This is a genomic window from Pseudomonas sp. BAY1663 (assembly GCF_000582595.1).
GTDB classification, from domain to species: Bacteria; Pseudomonadota; Gammaproteobacteria; order Pseudomonadales; family Pseudomonadaceae; genus Stutzerimonas; species Stutzerimonas stutzeri_AF.
Genome location: NZ_AZSV01000008.1, coordinates 53,906 through 69,567, shown reverse-complemented (window position 1 = coordinate 69,567; position 15,662 = coordinate 53,906). Strand labels below are relative to the sequence as shown.

Sequence of the window (15,662 nt, the reverse complement as noted above, 5' to 3'; positions counted from 1 at the left end):
GATCGCTGTCTATACTCCGAATCGTAGGCGTACCTGATTGAAGTTCCGACTGCGCGTGCAGGCGAAGGCGCGGCGACCGAGGCATTCGGTGGCCACGCCGGACAGAATCGGACCGATCGAGAACGTAGCGGGCATAGCGGGGAAAGAGTCCCCGGCCAGCCGATTCTCGGCGGTTTCGATGGCAGTCGGCGGGATAACAAGAATCATAAGGGGAACCCGCAATGTCTCGACATCCACGTATCTGGATGGGGCTTGGGCTATTGGCATTATTCGGCCAGGCCCAGGCGGCCTGGGACGTGAACATGCGCTCCGGCGCAACCGACGTCAGCCGATCGGTGTTCGATCTGCACATGACGATCTTCTGGATCTGCGTGGTCATCGGCGTGCTGGTGTTCGGCGTGATGATCTGGTCCATGGTCGCGCACCACCGTTCCAAGCGTCAGCACTCGGCGAATTTCCACGAAAACACCAAGGTCGAGGTGCTCTGGACCGTCATTCCGCTGCTGATCCTGATCGGCATGGCGGTGCCGGCGACCCGCACGCTGATCCACATCTACGATTCCAGCGAGTCCGACGTCGATGTGCAGATCACCGGCTACCAGTGGAAGTGGCACTACAAGTACCTGGGTGAGGACGTCGAGTTCTTCAGCAACCTCACCACGCCGCGCGAGCAGATCAACAACCAGGCGCCCAAAGGCGAGCACTACCTGCTGGAGGTCGACCAGCCGCTGGTGATTCCGGCCGGCGCCAAGGTGCGCTTCCTGATCACCGCGGCGGACGTGATCCACTCCTGGTGGGTGCCGGAACTGGCGGTGAAGAAGGATGCCATCCCCGGCTTCATCAACGAATCCTGGACCCGTGTCGAAGAGCCCGGCCTCTACCGCGGCCAGTGCACCGAGTTGTGCGGCAAGGACCACGGCTTCATGCCGGTGGTGGTGGAGGTGAAGTCCGCGGAGGACTACACCGCCTGGCTCGGCGAGAAGAAGGCCGAGGCGGCCAAGCTCGCCGAGCTGACCAGCAAGGAATGGACCCGCGAGGAACTCGCCGAGCGCGGCGAGAAGATCTACCAGACCACCTGTGCCTCCTGCCACCAGGCCGGCGGCGAGGGTATCCCGCCGATGTTCCCGGCGCTCAAGGGCTCGCCCATCGCCACCGGCGACGCCGAAGCGCACATCAATATCGTCGTCAATGGCAAGCCGGGTACTGCCATGGCGGCCTTCGGCAAGCAGCTGTCGGAGGTCGACCTGGCCGCGGTAATCACCTACGAACGCAACGCCTGGAGCAACAAGACCGGCGACATGGTCACGCCGAAAGACGTGCTCGACTTCAAACAGGCCGAAGAAGCCAGTCAATAAGAGGAGTGGCGGCGATGAGTGCAGTGATCGACGATCATGGTCATGCCGGGCATGACCTCCACCACGGCCCGGCCAAGGGCTGTCCCGCTGGCTGCTGACCACCAACCACAAGGACATCGGCTCGATGTACCTGTGGTTCAGCTTCTGCGCCTTCCTGCTCGGCGGCTCGATGGCGATGGTGATCCGCGCCGAGCTGTTCCAGCCGGGGCTGCAGATCGTGCAGCCGGAATTCTTCAACCAGATGACTACCATGCACGGCCTGATCATGGTCTTCGGCGCGGTGATGCCGGCCTTCGTCGGCCTGGCCAACTGGATGATCCCGCTGATGATCGGCGCGCCGGACATGGCCCTGCCGCGGATGAACAACTTCAGCTTCTGGCTGCTGCCGGCCGCCTTCACCCTGCTGGTCTCGACGCTGTTCATGGAGGGCGGCGGGCCGAACTTCGGCTGGACCTTCTACGCGCCGCTGTCGACCACCTACGCGCCGGAGTCGGTGACCTTCTTCATCTTCGCCATCCACCTGATGGGCATCAGCTCGATCATGGGCGCGATCAACGTCATCGCCACGGTGCTCAACCTGCGCGCGCCGGGCATGACGCTGATGAAGATGCCGCTGTTCGTCTGGACCTGGCTGATCACCGCGTTCCTGCTGATCGCGGTGATGCCGGTGCTGGCCGGGGTGGTGACCATGATGCTGATGGATATCCACTTCGGCACCAGCTTCTTCAGCGCCGCCGGCGGCGGCGACCCGGTGCTGTTCCAGCACGTGTTCTGGTTCTTCGGCCACCCCGAGGTGTACATCATGATCCTGCCGGCGTTCGGCGCGGTCAGCTCGATCATCCCGGCGTTCTCGCGCAAGCCGCTGTTCGGCTATACCTCGATGGTCTACGCCACCGGCGCGATCGCCTTCCTCTCGTTCATCGTCTGGTCGCACCACATGTTCACCGTCGGCATCCCGGTGACCGGCGAGCTGTTCTTCATGTACGCCACCATGCTGATCGCCGTACCGACCGGGGTGAAGGTGTTCAACTGGGTGTCGACCATGTGGCGCGGCTCGCTGAGCTTCGAGGCGCCGATGCTGTTCGCCGTGGCCTTCGTCATCCTCTTCACCATCGGCGGCTTCTCCGGGCTGATGCTGGCCATCGCCCCGGCGGACTTCCAGTACCACGACACCTACTTCGTGGTAGCGCATTTCCACTACGTGCTGGTGCCGGGGGCGATTTTCGGCATCTTCGCCTCGGCCTACTACTGGCTGCCGAAATGGACCGGGCACATGTACGACGAGACTCTGGCCAGGCTGCATTTCTGGATGAGCTTCGTCGGCATGAACCTGGCGTTCTTCCCGATGCACTTCGTCGGCCTGGCCGGCATGCCGCGGCGCATCCCCGACTACAACATGATGTTCGCCAACTTCAACATGGTGTCCTCGGTCGGCGCCTTCATGTTCGGCGCCACCCAGCTGCTGTTCCTGTTCATCGTCATCAAGTGCATCCGCGGCGGCCCGGCCGCACCGGCCAAGCCCTGGGACGGCGCCGAGGGGCTGGAGTGGAGCGTGCCGTCGCCGGCGCCCTACCATACCTTCCAGACGCCGCCGGACATGCACCAGCTGCATGAACACCGGATGGGCCCGAAGCATGGCTAGACGGAGTCGGATTCAACGCCGAATCGGCGGGTTGCAACCCGCCCTACGGTCGCCGAGGCCGTTCCCATGAGCGCTGAAATGTCCACCGCCCGCCTGGTCCGCCGCCTGCTGTTCGTGGTGCTGGCGATGTTCGCCTTCGGCTTCGCCCTGGTGCCGATCTACGACGTCATGTGCCAGGCCTTCGGCATCAACGGCAAGACCGCCGGCGCCTATGAGGGCACGCAGAGCGCCGACGCCGCGCGCGAGGTGCGCGTGCAGTTCCTCGCCACCAACGCCGCCGGCATGGTCTGGGAATTCGGCCCGCTGGCCGACCAGCTCAGCGTGCATCCCGGCGCCAGCACGGAAATCCGCTTCGTCGCCTACAACCCGACCGACAAGCCGATGACCGCCCAGGCGATCCCGAGCGTCTCGCCATCCAAGGCGGCGGCCTATTTCCACAAGACCGAATGCTTCTGCTTCACCCAGCAGGTGCTGCAACCGGGCGAACGCATCGAGATGCCGGTGCGCTTCATTGTCGACCGCGACCTGCCCGCCGACGTGCGCCATCTGACCCTCGCCTACACGCTGTTCGACATCACGTCCCGCCAGCCACCGGTCGCCGCCCTGGCGCCGGGCGCGGCCAAGGAGAGTCTGCAATGAGCACCCAGACCCACGAGCAGTACTACGTCCCGGCCCAGAGCAAGTGGCCGATCATCGCCACCGTCGCCCTGCTGGTCACCGTCTTCGGCCTCGGCACCTGGTTCAACGACCTCAAGGCCGACCGCGCCGAGTCCAGCGGGCCGCTGATCTTCTTCGTCGGCGCCCTGCTGATTGCCTACATGATGTTCGGCTGGTTCGGCGCGGTGGTGAAAGAGAGCCGCGCGGGGCTCTACAGCGCGCAGATGGACCGCTCGTTCCGCTGGGGCATGAGCTGGTTCATCTTTTCCGAGGTGATGTTCTTCGCCGCCTTCTTCGGCGCGCTGTTCTACATCCGCTACTGGACCGGCCCCTGGCTCGGCGGTGAAGGCGACAAGGGCATCAGCAACATGCTCTGGCCGGGCTTCGAGTACAGCTGGCCGCTGCTGAACACGCCCGATCCCAAGCTCTACCCGGCGCCGGAGGGCACCATCAGCGCCTGGGGCCTGCCGCTGCTCAATACCGTGCTGCTGGTCAGTTCCAGCTTCACCCTGACCTGGGCCCACCATGCGCTGCGCAAGAACAACCGCCAGCAGCTCAAACTGGGCCTGGCGCTGACCGTGCTGCTCGGCGTGGCCTTCCTCGCCTTCCAGATCGAGGAATACGTGCACGCCTATACCGAACTCGGGCTGACGCTGGGCTCGGGCATCTACGGCGCGACCTTCTTCATGCTCACCGGCTTTCACGGCGCCCACGTGACCATGGGCGCGATCATCCTCACGGTGATGCTGGTGCGCATCCTGCGCGGGCATTTCAGCCCGGAACATCACTTCGGCTTCGAGGCGGCCGCCTGGTACTGGCACTTCGTCGATGCGGTGTGGATCGCGCTGTTCATCTTCGTCTACGTGCTCTGACGCCATCGCCAGGGTTTGTCGCGAGACTTTTTAGGAGCGGACGGGGACGCCGAGTTCATGCCCGCGAATCAGGCCTTGCAAGCTATCGCGGGCATGGCCCGCTCCTACGACACCCGCCAGGCCTGCTTGGAGATGAACGGGCACAGGACCTAGAAACCGAACGCCGGTCGCAGTTGGCCGGACCAGAAACCCCAGCCGATCAGCGCGACGGTCAGCGCGCTGAGGCTGACACGGATGAACAGGGCCATGACGACCGGGAGGTTCGCCCCTCGTCCTTGACCAGGAAGAACAACCCACTGAACAGACTGACCAGCGTGGCCACTAACAACAGAACGATCACCGCCTTGAGCATGAGCGGGTCCACGACAGGGGTAATGGGGGTGGAGTATAGCCAGCCGTATCGACATCCAGCGGTGCCGGCCATGAACGGTTTCAGGCCGGGGCTGCTGCCTACCCTGCTGGTGCTGGCCCTGCTGCCGGTGCTGCTCTGGCTGGGCATCTGGCAGCTGGAACGCAGCGAGCAGAAGCGCGAGCTGCTGGCCCGCCAGGAAGCCCGTCAACAGGCCGCACCGCTGGCGCCGCACGAGATCGAACGGCTGAACGATCCGGCCTTCGCCCGGGTGTTTCTGCAAGGTCGCTTCGATGCCGAGCACAGCTTCCTGCTCGACAGCCGCACCCGCGACGGCCAGGTCGGCGTCGAACTGCTGCAGCCCTTCCATGACGAACTCAGCGGCCGCTGGGTGATGGTCAACCGCGGCTGGATTCCCTGGCCGGACCGCCGCGTGCCGCCGGCATTCGATACGCCGACGCAGCCGTTGAAACTCGCCGCCTGGGTCTACGTTCCGTCGGGCAAGCCGTTCGTCTTCAGCCACCGGGCCGCCGAGGGCTGGCCGCGGCTGATCAACCATGTGGACATCGAGGCGATGTGGCAGCAGGCCGGCCACGAGGGCGTGATCCACGAGCTGCGCCTGGAACCGGGGCCGAGCGCCTATCGCGCCGACTGGGCGGTCACCAGCATGAGCCCGGCGCAGCACCTGGCTATGCCGTGCAGTGGTTCGCCCTGGCGGCGGCGCTGCTGGCGCTGTTCATCTATTTTGGCGTGCACCAGGCACGAGGGAAGCACAGTGGAAACGATGAATCCGATCCTTGCCGGCCCTGAGCCGAAGCGTGGACACGGGCGGCTGCAGCTGCTGCTGATCGTCGCCGTGGTGCTCGGGCCGATGCTGCTGGCCACGGCGATGTACCGCTTCGGCTTCTGGGTGCCGGAAAGCCGCAGCTACGACGGCGTGCTGATCGCCGACGGCCAGGACCGCAGCGCCATCGGCGTGGGCACGTCGCCTGGCGCGCCGCGCTGGGAATTGCTGGTCACTGCCCCGCAGGGCTGCGACGAAGCCTGCCGGCAACTGGTCTACCTGGCCCGCCAGATCAATATCGGCCTGGCCCGCGAAGCCGCCCGCGCCGGTCATGCGCTGGCCAGCGCCGCGGCGCTCGACGCGGACTACGAACAGCGGCTACGGCGCGAGTATCCGCAGCTGCAGCGCCACTCGCTCGACGCCACGGTCTATTCACGCAACCCCGATGCGCCGGCAGCGCCACAGCTGTGGATCGTCGACCCGCACGGCAACCTGGTGCTGCGCTACGACGCCGGCGCCGACGGCAAGGCGATTCTCGACGACCTGAAATACCTGCTGAAGATCTCGCAGATCGGCTGACGCACGCCGCCGTCTCGCTGGAGTCCCAGTAAGGCCCACAAGGAGAACCCGATGGCCAGACCCGGATACCGCCTCGCCCTGATCGCCACCCTGCTGGCTGCGGTGGTGGTGCTGCTCGGCGCCTATACCCGGCTGACCCATGCCGGCCTCGGCTGCCCGGACTGGCCCGGTTGCTACGGTTTCCTCAGCGTGCCGATGAGCGAGCAGCACCGGGGCCTCGCCGCCCTGCGCTTTCCCGAAGCGCCGCTGGAGGTGCGCAAGGGCTGGAACGAAATGATTCACCGCTACTTCGCCGGCACCCTGGGCCTGGTGATCCTCGCACTGGCGGTGCAGGCCGTGCGCCGTCGCGGGCGGCCCGGGCAACCGCTGAAGCTGCCGCTGGCGCTGCTCGCCGTGGTGATCGCCCAGGCGGCGTTCGGCATGTGGACCGTGACCCTGCAGCTCTGGCCGCAGGTGGTCACCGCGCACCTGCTTGGCGGCTTCACAACGCTAAGTTTGCTGTTCCTGCTGTGCCTGCGGCTGTCCGGCGCATTCGCGCCGCTGCCGGCGGTGTCCGGGCGCTTGCGCGCCCTCGCCGGCTTCGCCCTGCTGCTGGTGATCGGCCAGGTCACCCTCGGCGGCTGGGTCAGCAGCAACTACGCCGCGGTGGCCTGCACCGACTTCCCCACCTGCCACGGCCAATGGTGGCCGCAGATGGATTTCGCCAACGCCTTCGACCTGACCCACCACGACATCGGCCCCAACTACCTCGGCGGCCTGCTCTATGGCGAGGCGCGTACCGCGATCCACGTCAGCCACCGCATCGGTGCGCTGCTGGTGGCGCTGGTGGCACTGCTGCTCGGCGGCATGCTCTGGCGCCAGGGCCTGACCCGGCTGGCCGCGCTGCTGCTGGCCGCGCTGGCGCTGCAGATTGGCCTCGGCATCAGCAACGTGCTGTTCAACCTGCCGCTGGCTGTGGCGGTGGCGCACAACGGCGGCGGTGCCGCGCTGCTGCTGGTGCTGGTGCTGGTCAATTACCGGCTGCGCCAGCCCGCCCAGGCGCCCGCGCATGCCGAAGCCGTATCGATTTCGAACACGACGGGGCGGCTCGATCTGCCCCGCGCATGACCACGAGGAGAAACCCCATGGCGACTCTACTCAGCGAACGCAGCGCCCAGGCCAGCTGGCGCGACTACCTGGAGCTGACCAAGCCGAAGGTGGTGCTGCTGATGCTCATCACCTCGCTGGTGGGCATGTTCCTCGCCACCCGCGCCGGTGTGCCCTGGACGGTGCTGCTGTTCGGCAACCTGGGCATCGCCCTGTGCGCCGGCGCCGCCGCGGCGGTGAACCATGTGGTGGACCGGCAGATCGACGCGGTGATGGCGCGCACCCACAAGCGGCCGCTGGCCGAGGGCCGCGTCTCGCCGGCCGCGGCGCTGACCTTCGCCTTCGTCCTCGGCGTCGCCGGGCTGGCCCTGCTGCTGGCCTTCACCAATGCGCTGGCCGCCTGGCTGACGCTGGCCTCGCTGATCGGCTATGCGGTGATCTACACCGGCTTTCTCAAGCGCGCCACACCACAGAACATCGTCATCGGCGGCCTGGCCGGCGCCGCGCCGCCGCTGCTCGGCTGGGTCGCGGTGACCGGCCAGGTCAGCGCCGAGCCGCTGCTGCTGGTGCTGATCATCTTCGCCTGGACGCCGCCGCACTTCTGGGCGCTGGCCATCCACCGCAAGGCCGAATACGCCAAGGTGAACATCCCGATGCTGCCGGTGACCCACGGCGTGCACTACACCAAGGTGCACATCCTGCTCTACACCGCGGTGCTGCTGGCGGTCAGCTTCATGCCCTTCGCCATCCACATGAGCGGCCCGTTGTACCTCGCCGCCGCGGCACTGCTGGGTGCGCGCTTCCTCTACTGGGCCATCGCGCTGTACCGCGACAGCCGGCCACATGCGGCAATCAAGACCTTCAAATTCAGCATCTGGTACCTGTTCGCGCTGTTCATCGCGCTGCTGGTTGATCATTATCTGTTGCTCAATATCTGAGCCGCCGAACAAGGATTCCCATGACCCGCATCCAGAAAACCGTCTTCATCCTCGTCGCGCTGGTCGCGCTGGTCATCGGGCTGACGGTTTCCAGGGTGCTGAACAGCGAGCGCCAGCTCGATCCCACCCAGTTGCTGGACGCCGGCATCGTGCTGCTGCCGCAGAGCCGCCCGCTGCCGGCGCTGAGCCTGACCGACCAGGACGGCGTGCCGGTGCGAATGGACGAACTGGAGGGCCGCTGGACGCTGCTGTTCTTCGGCTACACCTTCTGCCCGGACATCTGCCCGGCCACGCTGGCCGAGCTGCGCCAGCTCAAGGGCCTGCTGCCCGAGGACGTGCGCGGCGAGATCCAGCCGATCCTGGTCAGCGTCGACCCCAACCGCGACACCCCGGAGCAGTTGAAGCAGTACCTGGGCTACTTCAAGGCCGGTTTCCAGGGCCTCACCGGCCCGCTGGACGATATCCAGAGCCTGGCCAACGGCGTCGGAATTCCCTTCATTCCGGGCGATACCAGCAAGAAAAACTACACCGTCGACCACAGCGGCAACCTGGTCATCATCGGCCCGGACGGCCGCCAGCACGGCTTCATCCGCGCACCGCTGAGGGTGCAGAAACTCGCCGAGCAACTACCCGCGCTGGTCAGCCGGGCGCAGTAAGCCCACTCGCCACGACAAAGGCCGCAGGATAGCTTCAAGCTTAAAAGCATCATTTCGAGGGCGGGCAATTCACAGGGATGTGGTGAATGCCGCAAGCCCGCCGGGAGCGGGCGCGGCCCACAAAAGCAGCGAGCCCACGCCGAACCCTGTGGGAGGTGCGACCTCGCGGCGATTGCAAGCCACAGGCCTGCCAAAAAGCTCAAGAGCATCGCCCCGGGGTCGGGCCTCCCACAAAAAGCCGGCGGACCCTGTGGGAGGTGCGACCTCGCGGCGATGCAGGCCGCAGGCCTGCCAGAAATGCTTCAACCCGCCTCTGTCGCCATAGCGCGTCGTGTCGCCATCTGCCGCCGCGCACCAAGCTTGCGCCACCAGATCACCACACCGGTGACCGACAGCACGGCGATCGCCACGCCGAGCACGGCGATCAGGATGCGTCCCGGCAGGCCGAGGATGCGCCCACCGTGGATCGCCGGCTGCAGCAGATGGAACCGCTGGCCCAGCGTGCCCTGGCCGGGAATCTCCTGGCCGAGCAGACGGCCGTCGGTGCCATGGAAGAACAGCCAGGCATTGCCCTGGTTGCTGTCGTGCTCGCCGAAGCCGGCACCGTAGAAGTTGTATTCGAAGCTGTAGTACAGCTCGGTGATCGCTTCGCTCAGGCCCAGCTCGGCGGCATGTTGCAGGGCGAAATCGTAGGCCTGGTGGAAGTCGTAGGCGGTCGTGCCCAGTTGCTCGGCGGGCAGCCGCCCGCGGGCCTCGTAGACGCTCGGCTCCACCTTCGATACCAGCGACACCAGCGGCTTGAACACCTGTTCGGGCAGGTTCATCGCCACGCTGCTGACCGCCACCGGTGTGAGCAGCAGCCACAGCCACAAGCCGCCGGCCCGGTGCACGTCGTGGTTCATGCGCTGGCGCTTGATCTTCCAGGCCGTCCACCATTTGCCGAAGAACGGTCGCCCGCGCGGGAAGGTCAGCACCAGCGAGACGAAGCAGTCGATCACCCAGCGATCGCCACGATGCCCATCAGCCACAGCCCCCAGTTACCCGGTAGCGCCAGGTTGTAGTGGAACTCGAGGATGAACGGCACGAAATTCTTGCGCGAGAAGCAGCATTCGCCCCAGTAGCGCGTACCCACCGGCTCGCCGGTCACCGTGTCGAGGTAATGCACCACCGGCCGTTCCTCGTACGGCTTGCCGGTGGCCGGATCGTTGCGCGGCACCAACGCCATCAGCGCGGCATGCCCCGGTTCGTCGGGGAACTCCATGTACCAGACCTGCATGCGCGGATTGGCCCGCTCGACGCGCTCCACCAGCGTGCCCGGCGCCAGTACCGGGCCACGGCTGGCGGTGTGGTAGAACTCCGGGTTGAGCCATTCGTCCAGCTCGTGGTGGAAGGCCAGGATGCTGCCGGTGATGCCGGCGAGGAACAGGAACAAGGCGGTGGCCAGGCCGATATAGCGGTGCAGGAGCACGAGAATGGAACGCATCGTCGGTCGTCCGTAATGCAGAAAGCACAAAGCCGCCAGCCCGCTGGGGCCGGCGGCCGCTCGGCGATGATCAGAAGTCGTAGGTCACGGTGGCCATGACGTTGCGCGCTTCGCCGTAGTAGCACTGGCTCAGGCTGTTGCACGCGGCGACGTACTTCTCGTCGGTGAGGTTGTTGAGGTTCAGCCGTACGCCGACGCCGGCGAGGCCCATGCGCGACAGGTCGTAACCGAGCATGGCGTCGTACAGCGTGTAGGACGGGATATGCAGGGTGTTTTCCGCATCCGCCCAGCTCTTGCCGAAGTAGCGCGCGCCGCCACCGACCTGCAGCCCGGCCAGCGGCCCCCGGTCGAAGGTGTAGTCGGCCCACAGCGAGGCCATGTTGCGCGCGACCGCGTTGGGCCGGTTGCCGCGATTGTTCACCCCGGCCGCGCCGGTGAAGTCCTTGGAATACTCGACATCCATGTAGGTGTAGCTGGCGATGACGTTGACCTGCTCGAGCGGGCGCAGCCGGGCCTCGACTTCCACGCCCTTGGAGGTGAGCTCGCCGACCGCGCGGTAGAAGTTCTCGTTGGAATCCTTGTTCGCCAGGTTGGACTGCTTCAGGTCGAACCAGGAGAGGGTGTAGAGGTCGTCGGTGCCGAGCGGCTGGTACTTCAGGCCCACCTCGTACTGCTCGCCTTCGGTGGCATCCAGCAGGGCGATGTCGTAGACGCCCGGCGACACCTCGTTGTAGGCCGCGGTGGCGTTGGGGTTGAACGACTCGGAGTAGCTGGCGTAGGGCGACAGGCCGTTGTCGAAGGCATAGAGCACACCGACGCGGCCGGTGAACTGCTCGAGCTTGGCGCTATCGGACTGGTCGCCAGTGTACGCATCCTCGGTATGGTCGAAGGACACATCCACCCAATCCTGCGCATGCCCAGGGAGAAACGCCAGTTGCCGAGGCTGATCAGATCCTGCACGTAGAGGCCGGTCTGCTCCAGCTCGCGGGTCTCGTCGTACTGATGGTAGAACACCGGGCTGCCGGCGCCGACGGCACCGGTGTAGGGGTTGATCGAAGGCAGACCAGAACCCGCGTCGTAGTCGACCTTGGCCTTGCGTCGCTGGTAGTCGAGGCCGGTCACCAGGGTGTGGCTGAGCGCGCCGGTATCGAAGAGGAATTGCAGCTGGTTGTCGACCGTCCAGGCGTGCAACGCCTCGTCGGCACCGGTGAAGTAGCGCACCAGCTCGTCCGCGCTCGCATAGCCATACTGGTAGACCTGGCCGGAGTCCACGGTCGAGTCGAGGTACTGGAAGTTCTGCCGCGCCGAAACCACATCGTTGAAACGGTGTTCGAGCTGGTAGCCGATCATCTGCTGGTCGCGCTCGAACTTCTCGTAGTCCTCGTCGCCCTCGAAGAAGCTGCGCGAGATGCGTCGGCCGTTGTGCGAGGTGACCGTGCCGTCCGCCGGCAGCCCGCCGTGGTAGCCGCTCTCCGGATCGTGCTGCAGCATGGCCTGCAGGGTCAGGCGGGTGTCCGCGCTGAAGTCGATGGAGAGCGACGGCATCAGCGCATAGCGCTGTTCCTCGATGCCATCGACCTGGTTGTCGGCATCCTTGGCGACGCCGACCAGGCGGTAGGCGATGCGCTCGTCGTCCAGCGGGCCGGTGAAGTCGAACGCGGCCTGCTTGTAGTCGTGGCTGCCGTAGGAGAACTGCAGCTGGCGGCGGGCCTCCTGCTGCGGCTTCTTGCTGGTCATCGCCACCAGGCCACCGGGCAGGCTGCGGCCGTAGAGCACCGAGGACGGGCCCTTGAGGATGTCGATGCGCTCGATGAAGTACGGATCGACCTGCAGGCTGCTGTAGGTGCCGCTGTCGCCCAGCAGCTTCTGCCCGTCGAGGTAGAGGTTGTCCACCGAGCCATCGGTGATGCCGCGCATGGCGACGTAGTCGTAGCGGGTGGTCGCGCCGTAGGGCGTGCTCATCAGCCCGGCGTGTAGCGCACCGCCTGGGCGATGGAACGCGAGCCTGGTCCTCGATCTGCTGGCGGGTGACCACCGAGACGGTCTGCGAGGTCTCCACCAGCGGCATGCTGGTCTTGGTCGCCACGCTGCTGTGGGTGGCGTTGTAGCCTTGCATCTCGCCCAGCGCGTTGCCCAGGGCGAAGCCCTCGACCACCATCGGCTTGAGTTCGACGGCACTGGCCTGCTCGACGCGCGGGGCCAGCGAGTAGTTGCCCTGGCCGTCGCGTACCGCCTGCAATCCGCTGCCCTGCAGCAGCGCCGCGAAACCGTCCTCGACGCCGTACAGGCCCTGCAGGCCGCGCGACTGGCGCCCCTGCAGCAGGCTGCCGTCGACCGACAACAGCACGCCCGCCTCGCCGGCGAAGCGGCTCAGCGCGCTGGACAGCGGGCCGGCCGGGATGTCGTAGCTGCGCACCGCCTGCTGGCTCGCCGAATTCTCGGCGGCACTCGCCAGCGCAGGCGCCAGAGCCCCCAGCGGCAGGCACAGCAGGGCGGCACGCACCGCGCCGGTCAGGGCGTGCGAGCGGCTGGGAAGGAGCGGCAAACAGGTCGAACGCATGATGAATCCTTTTCCGTGTTGGCGGGACTTATGCGCCTATGCCCGATCAGAATGGAAAAGGGGAACTGCAGATACGAATATTTTTTATTTGCAACTGTTCTTGGGGCTAGGCCGCCGGCTCCAGGCTGACCCACCAGGCCATGCGCCGCTGGATACGCACCGGCAACGTGGCCGCCAGCGCCTCCAGCACCCGCTCGGTGTCGCCCAGTGGAAATGCGCCGACCACCCGCAGGTCGGCGATGCGCGGATCGCAACCGAGATAGCCGTGGCGATAACGCGACAGCTCGGCAAGGAAGTCGCCCAGGCGCTGGTTATCGGCCAGCAGCACGCCGGTCGACCAGGCCTGCCGCTCCGCCCGCACCGGTTGCAGCGCATCGATGCGGCTGAGGCTGAAACCGGCCTGCTGCCCCGCGGCGACGCTGGTGATGCCGAGCCCCGCCAACTGGATATCCACCACGCCGGTATACACGCTGAGCAGGGTCCGGCCGTCATCCTGGCGCAGCGAGAAACGCGCCGCCTGATCGCTGCGCAGCTGCCCTTCACGGCTGCGCAGCAGGAGCGGCGGAGCGCTGCGCCCGCCCGGGGCATCGACCAGCAGCTCGCCACGATAGAGTGACAACCGCCGCGCCTGGCGATCGAAGGCGATATCCACCGCGCTGTCGGTGTTCAGCCACAGCTGCGAACCATCGGCCAGGCGCAGATCGCGGACCTCGCCGACAGCGGTGCGCTGGTCGGCGGTCCACTCGCGCCAGGGTGCCGCCCCGGTCGCCAGCGTGAGCCCGGCACCCCCGCACAGCACGCCCAGCAGCTTCAGCGCCTGGCGCCGGCTCGAGCGCTGCTGGAGCAGGCCGCCGGCGATGCGCCCGACCGGATCGGCTGCCAGCGGCAGCAACTGCCCGCTGATGCGCTCCACCCTCGCCCAGGCCCGGGCATGCTCGGGCTGCCCGACCCATTCCGACCAGGCCTGGCGCTCGGCGGCGCTGACCGTCCCGGATTGCAGCACCGCGAACCAGTGCGCGGCCTCCTGCAACACACGGTAATCGATGCTCATCACTCCTCCGCCACCAGGGTCAGGCAATGCAGCATGGCCTGCGCCATGTACTTCTTCACCATTCGCTCGGAGACCCCCAGTTCCGCGGCGATCGCCGCATAGGTCATGCCCTGCAGTTGCGACATGAGGAAGGCGTTGCGCACCTTCGCCGGCAGGCGCGCCAGCAGCGCGTCGACCTGCAGCAGGGTTTCGACGATCAGCGCCTGCTCCTCCGGCGAGGGCGCCAGCGGCTCGGGCTGCAGCGCCAGCGCATCCAGGTAGGCCTGCTCGATCTGCCGACGGCGCCAGTGATTGATCAGCAGGCCCTTGGCGATGGTATGCAGGTAGGCCCTGGGCTCGCGGATGGCGGCCATGTCCTCGTCCTTGGCCAGCACCCGCACGAAGGTGTCCTGGGCCAGGTCTGCAGCCTTCTGGTTACAGCCGAGCTGGCGCCGCAGCCAGCCATTGAGCCAGCCGTGGTGATCGGCATAGAGCCGATGCAGCAGTTGCTGCCGAACCATACCTTCGGTTGCCATGCGGCCTCCCATGAATGCTGCGGAGGTTAATGCTAACGCTTCTCAACAACATAAATCCACGACCAACTGTCCGCACTGCCGGGCGGCCTTTTGCGCAGCCTCGACTAGGCTTTCAGAACATCCGAATGTGGAGTGCGACCATGCCTCGTCTGCCCCGATTGGCCACCGCGGCCGCCCTGTCGATGTTCTTGCTGCCGGCCCAGGCCCAGCCGATCCTGCCCGGACTCTGGGAGTTCCGTAGCGGCGATATCCAGATGGATGGCCAGCAGATGCCGGGTACCGACGAGATGCTGGCACAGATGCAGAACCTGCCGGCCGAGCAGCGCAGGATGATGGAAGAAATGCTCGCGGCGCAGGGCGTGCAGCTGGGCGGCAAGGGCGTACGCATCTGCCTCAGCGAAGAACAGGTGAAGTCCGGCGACCTGCCGTTTCAGGACGATCCGGCCTGCCGCCAGGAAATCACCGAGCGCAGCGACAGCCGCTGGAAATTTCGCTTCGAGTGCCCCGATGCTCGCGGCCAGGGAGAAACCCGCTTCATCAGCGATCGCGAGTTCGTCAGCACCATCGAGAGCGAATACCGGCAGGCACCGAAACCGGCACCTCGCGCATGGAGTCCCATGCGCGCTGGGTCGGCGAGGACTGCGGGACGCTCGAACCGGTGCGCTAGCGTCTCGTCTACGCGGCTGATAGGCAAGCCGAATCGCATCGAGCAAACCGATAGTTCCACGTGAAACCCCCATGAACACAGGGGGGCCAGGCCCTACTCGGTTTCCCAGGTGCCCTCGCTGGTCTGCTCGCAGGCCGGTTGGAGAAAGCGGGCATCGCTGGCGATACCGTAGTAGTGGATGTCCTGCCGATAGGGCATGTTGGAAACGCGGGCGTCGCGGCAGATGCCGAAGGCACCTGGCGGACAGTGCTCGACGAACTGCACCTCGACCTGCTGGCCCTCGAGCTGCGGCTGGCAGAAGCCGCTGCGAAACAGCTCGGCGGGAATGCTGCGATTGGCCTGGCAGAGCTGCACCGCCACCCGCCCGTCATCACTGTGGATGACGCAGGCCTCGGCCAGCGCCTCGCCGGTCATGACGCTTCCCGCTAGTAAAGTCAGCAATAACGATAGCCGCACGAATCATTCCTC

The 15,662-nt window shown here is 66.3% G+C and carries 10 protein-coding genes and 6 pseudogenes; 10 read left to right on the top strand and 6 right to left on the bottom strand.

Annotated elements, in window-relative coordinates; all coding sequences use genetic code 11:
• The first annotated feature begins 221 nt into the window (after positions 1-221).
• The 4 genes and pseudogenes from coxB (at position 222) to BAY1663_RS04315 (ending at position 4,526) form a co-directional block, all read left to right on the top strand.
• Complete coding sequence (gene coxB, locus BAY1663_RS04330; RefSeq protein WP_037038197.1) at positions 222-1,355, top strand: cytochrome c oxidase subunit II; 1,134 nt, start codon at positions 222-224, stop codon at positions 1,353-1,355.
• A 14-nt stretch (positions 1,356-1,369) separates the two neighbouring features.
• Positions 1,370-2,997 (top strand): annotated as a pseudogene (ctaD, locus tag BAY1663_RS04325) (cytochrome c oxidase subunit I).
• A 66-nt stretch (positions 2,998-3,063) separates the two neighbouring features.
• Positions 3,064-3,636: a cytochrome c oxidase assembly protein gene (locus tag BAY1663_RS04320; RefSeq protein ID WP_037038195.1), complete on the top strand. Its 573-nt coding sequence runs from the start codon at positions 3,064-3,066 to the stop codon at positions 3,634-3,636.
• A complete protein-coding gene (locus BAY1663_RS04315; RefSeq protein ID WP_037038193.1) occupies positions 3,633-4,526 on the top strand; it encodes a cytochrome c oxidase subunit 3 in 894 nt (297 codons plus the stop codon). The genes BAY1663_RS04320 and BAY1663_RS04315 overlap by 4 nt, the downstream gene beginning before the upstream one ends.
• A gap of 149 nt (positions 4,527-4,675) precedes the next feature.
• On the opposite strand, the pseudogene BAY1663_RS04310 reads toward BAY1663_RS04315, so the two are convergent.
• Positions 4,676-4,878 (bottom strand): annotated as a pseudogene (locus tag BAY1663_RS04310) (twin transmembrane helix small protein).
• Positions 4,879-4,948: 70 nt separating this feature from the next.
• On the opposite strand from BAY1663_RS04310, the pseudogene BAY1663_RS04305 reads away from it, so the two are divergent.
• The 5 genes and pseudogenes from BAY1663_RS04305 to BAY1663_RS04285 all read left to right on the top strand — a co-directional run bounded on the left by BAY1663_RS04305 (position 4,949) and on the right by BAY1663_RS04285 (position 8,918).
• A pseudogene (locus tag BAY1663_RS04305) lies at positions 4,949-5,685 on the top strand (SURF1 family protein).
• The gene (locus BAY1663_RS04300; RefSeq protein WP_037038191.1) at positions 5,660-6,238 is read left to right on the top strand and encodes a hypothetical protein; all 579 of its coding nucleotides are present in this window, start codon (positions 5,660-5,662) and stop codon (positions 6,236-6,238) included. Before BAY1663_RS04305 ends, BAY1663_RS04300 begins: the two are co-directional and overlap by 26 nt.
• Positions 6,239-6,289: 51 nt before the next feature.
• The gene (locus BAY1663_RS04295) at positions 6,290-7,345 is read left to right on the top strand and encodes a heme A synthase (RefSeq protein WP_037038189.1); all 1,056 of its coding nucleotides are present in this window, start codon (positions 6,290-6,292) and stop codon (positions 7,343-7,345) included.
• A 17-nt stretch (positions 7,346-7,362) separates the two neighbouring features.
• Positions 7,363-8,262: a heme o synthase gene (cyoE, locus tag BAY1663_RS04290; RefSeq protein WP_037038187.1), complete on the top strand. Its 900-nt coding sequence runs from the start codon at positions 7,363-7,365 to the stop codon at positions 8,260-8,262.
• Positions 8,263-8,282: 20 nt separating this feature from the next.
• A complete protein-coding gene (locus tag BAY1663_RS04285; protein ID WP_037038185.1) occupies positions 8,283-8,918 on the top strand; it encodes an SCO family protein in 636 nt (211 codons plus the stop codon).
• 302 nt (positions 8,919-9,220) lie between these two features.
• Here BAY1663_RS04285 and BAY1663_RS04280 read toward each other — a convergent pair.
• From BAY1663_RS04280 to BAY1663_RS04265, 4 genes and pseudogenes are all read right to left on the bottom strand, one after another.
• Positions 9,221-10,401: pseudogene (locus tag BAY1663_RS04280) on the bottom strand (PepSY-associated TM helix domain-containing protein).
• Positions 10,402-10,471: 70 nt separating this feature from the next.
• Positions 10,472-12,961 (bottom strand): annotated as a pseudogene (locus tag BAY1663_RS04275) (TonB-dependent siderophore receptor).
• Positions 12,962-13,067: 106 nt separating this feature from the next.
• Positions 13,068-14,012 (bottom strand): FecR domain-containing protein, encoded by a 945-nt coding sequence (locus tag BAY1663_RS04270; protein WP_037038181.1) that lies wholly within the window; start codon positions 14,010-14,012, stop codon positions 13,068-13,070.
• Positions 14,012-14,527 carry a sigma-70 family RNA polymerase sigma factor gene (locus tag BAY1663_RS04265; protein ID WP_037038180.1) on the bottom strand — a complete coding sequence of 172 codons (516 nt, stop codon included), beginning with the start codon at positions 14,525-14,527 and terminating at the stop codon, positions 14,012-14,014. The genes BAY1663_RS04270 and BAY1663_RS04265 overlap by 1 nt, the downstream gene beginning before the upstream one ends.
• A gap of 140 nt (positions 14,528-14,667) precedes the next feature.
• On the opposite strand from BAY1663_RS04265, the pseudogene BAY1663_RS04260 reads away from it, so the two are divergent.
• Positions 14,668-15,194: pseudogene (locus tag BAY1663_RS04260) on the top strand (DUF3617 domain-containing protein).
• 93 nt (positions 15,195-15,287) lie between these two features.
• On the opposite strand, the gene BAY1663_RS04255 reads toward BAY1663_RS04260, so the two are convergent.
• The gene (locus tag BAY1663_RS04255; protein WP_037038178.1) at positions 15,288-15,650 is read right to left on the bottom strand and encodes a hypothetical protein; all 363 of its coding nucleotides are present in this window, start codon (positions 15,648-15,650) and stop codon (positions 15,288-15,290) included.
• Between the last annotated feature and the right edge of the window lie 12 nt (positions 15,651-15,662).

What these genes read in the sequence shown, in the direction of transcription:
- BAY1663_RS04265 (WP_037038180.1), bottom strand. Translation starts at nt 14,527, where the DNA reads ATGGCAACCGAAGGTATGGTTCGGCAGCAACTGCTGCATCGGCTCTAT.
- BAY1663_RS04320 (WP_037038195.1), top strand. Translation starts at nt 3,064, where the DNA reads ATGAGCGCTGAAATGTCCACCGCCCGCCTGGTCCGCCGCCTGCTGTTC.
- coxB (WP_037038197.1), top strand. Translation starts at nt 222, where the DNA reads ATGTCTCGACATCCACGTATCTGGATGGGGCTTGGGCTATTGGCATTA.
- BAY1663_RS04315 (WP_037038193.1), top strand. Translation starts at nt 3,633, where the DNA reads ATGAGCACCCAGACCCACGAGCAGTACTACGTCCCGGCCCAGAGCAAG.
- BAY1663_RS04295 (WP_037038189.1), top strand. Translation starts at nt 6,290, where the DNA reads ATGGCCAGACCCGGATACCGCCTCGCCCTGATCGCCACCCTGCTGGCT.
- BAY1663_RS04285 (WP_037038185.1), top strand. Translation starts at nt 8,283, where the DNA reads ATGACCCGCATCCAGAAAACCGTCTTCATCCTCGTCGCGCTGGTCGCG.
- BAY1663_RS04300 (WP_037038191.1), top strand. Translation starts at nt 5,660, where the DNA reads ATGAATCCGATCCTTGCCGGCCCTGAGCCGAAGCGTGGACACGGGCGG.
- cyoE (WP_037038187.1), top strand. Translation starts at nt 7,363, where the DNA reads ATGGCGACTCTACTCAGCGAACGCAGCGCCCAGGCCAGCTGGCGCGAC.
- BAY1663_RS04270 (WP_037038181.1), bottom strand. Translation starts at nt 14,012, where the DNA reads ATGAGCATCGATTACCGTGTGTTGCAGGAGGCCGCGCACTGGTTCGCG.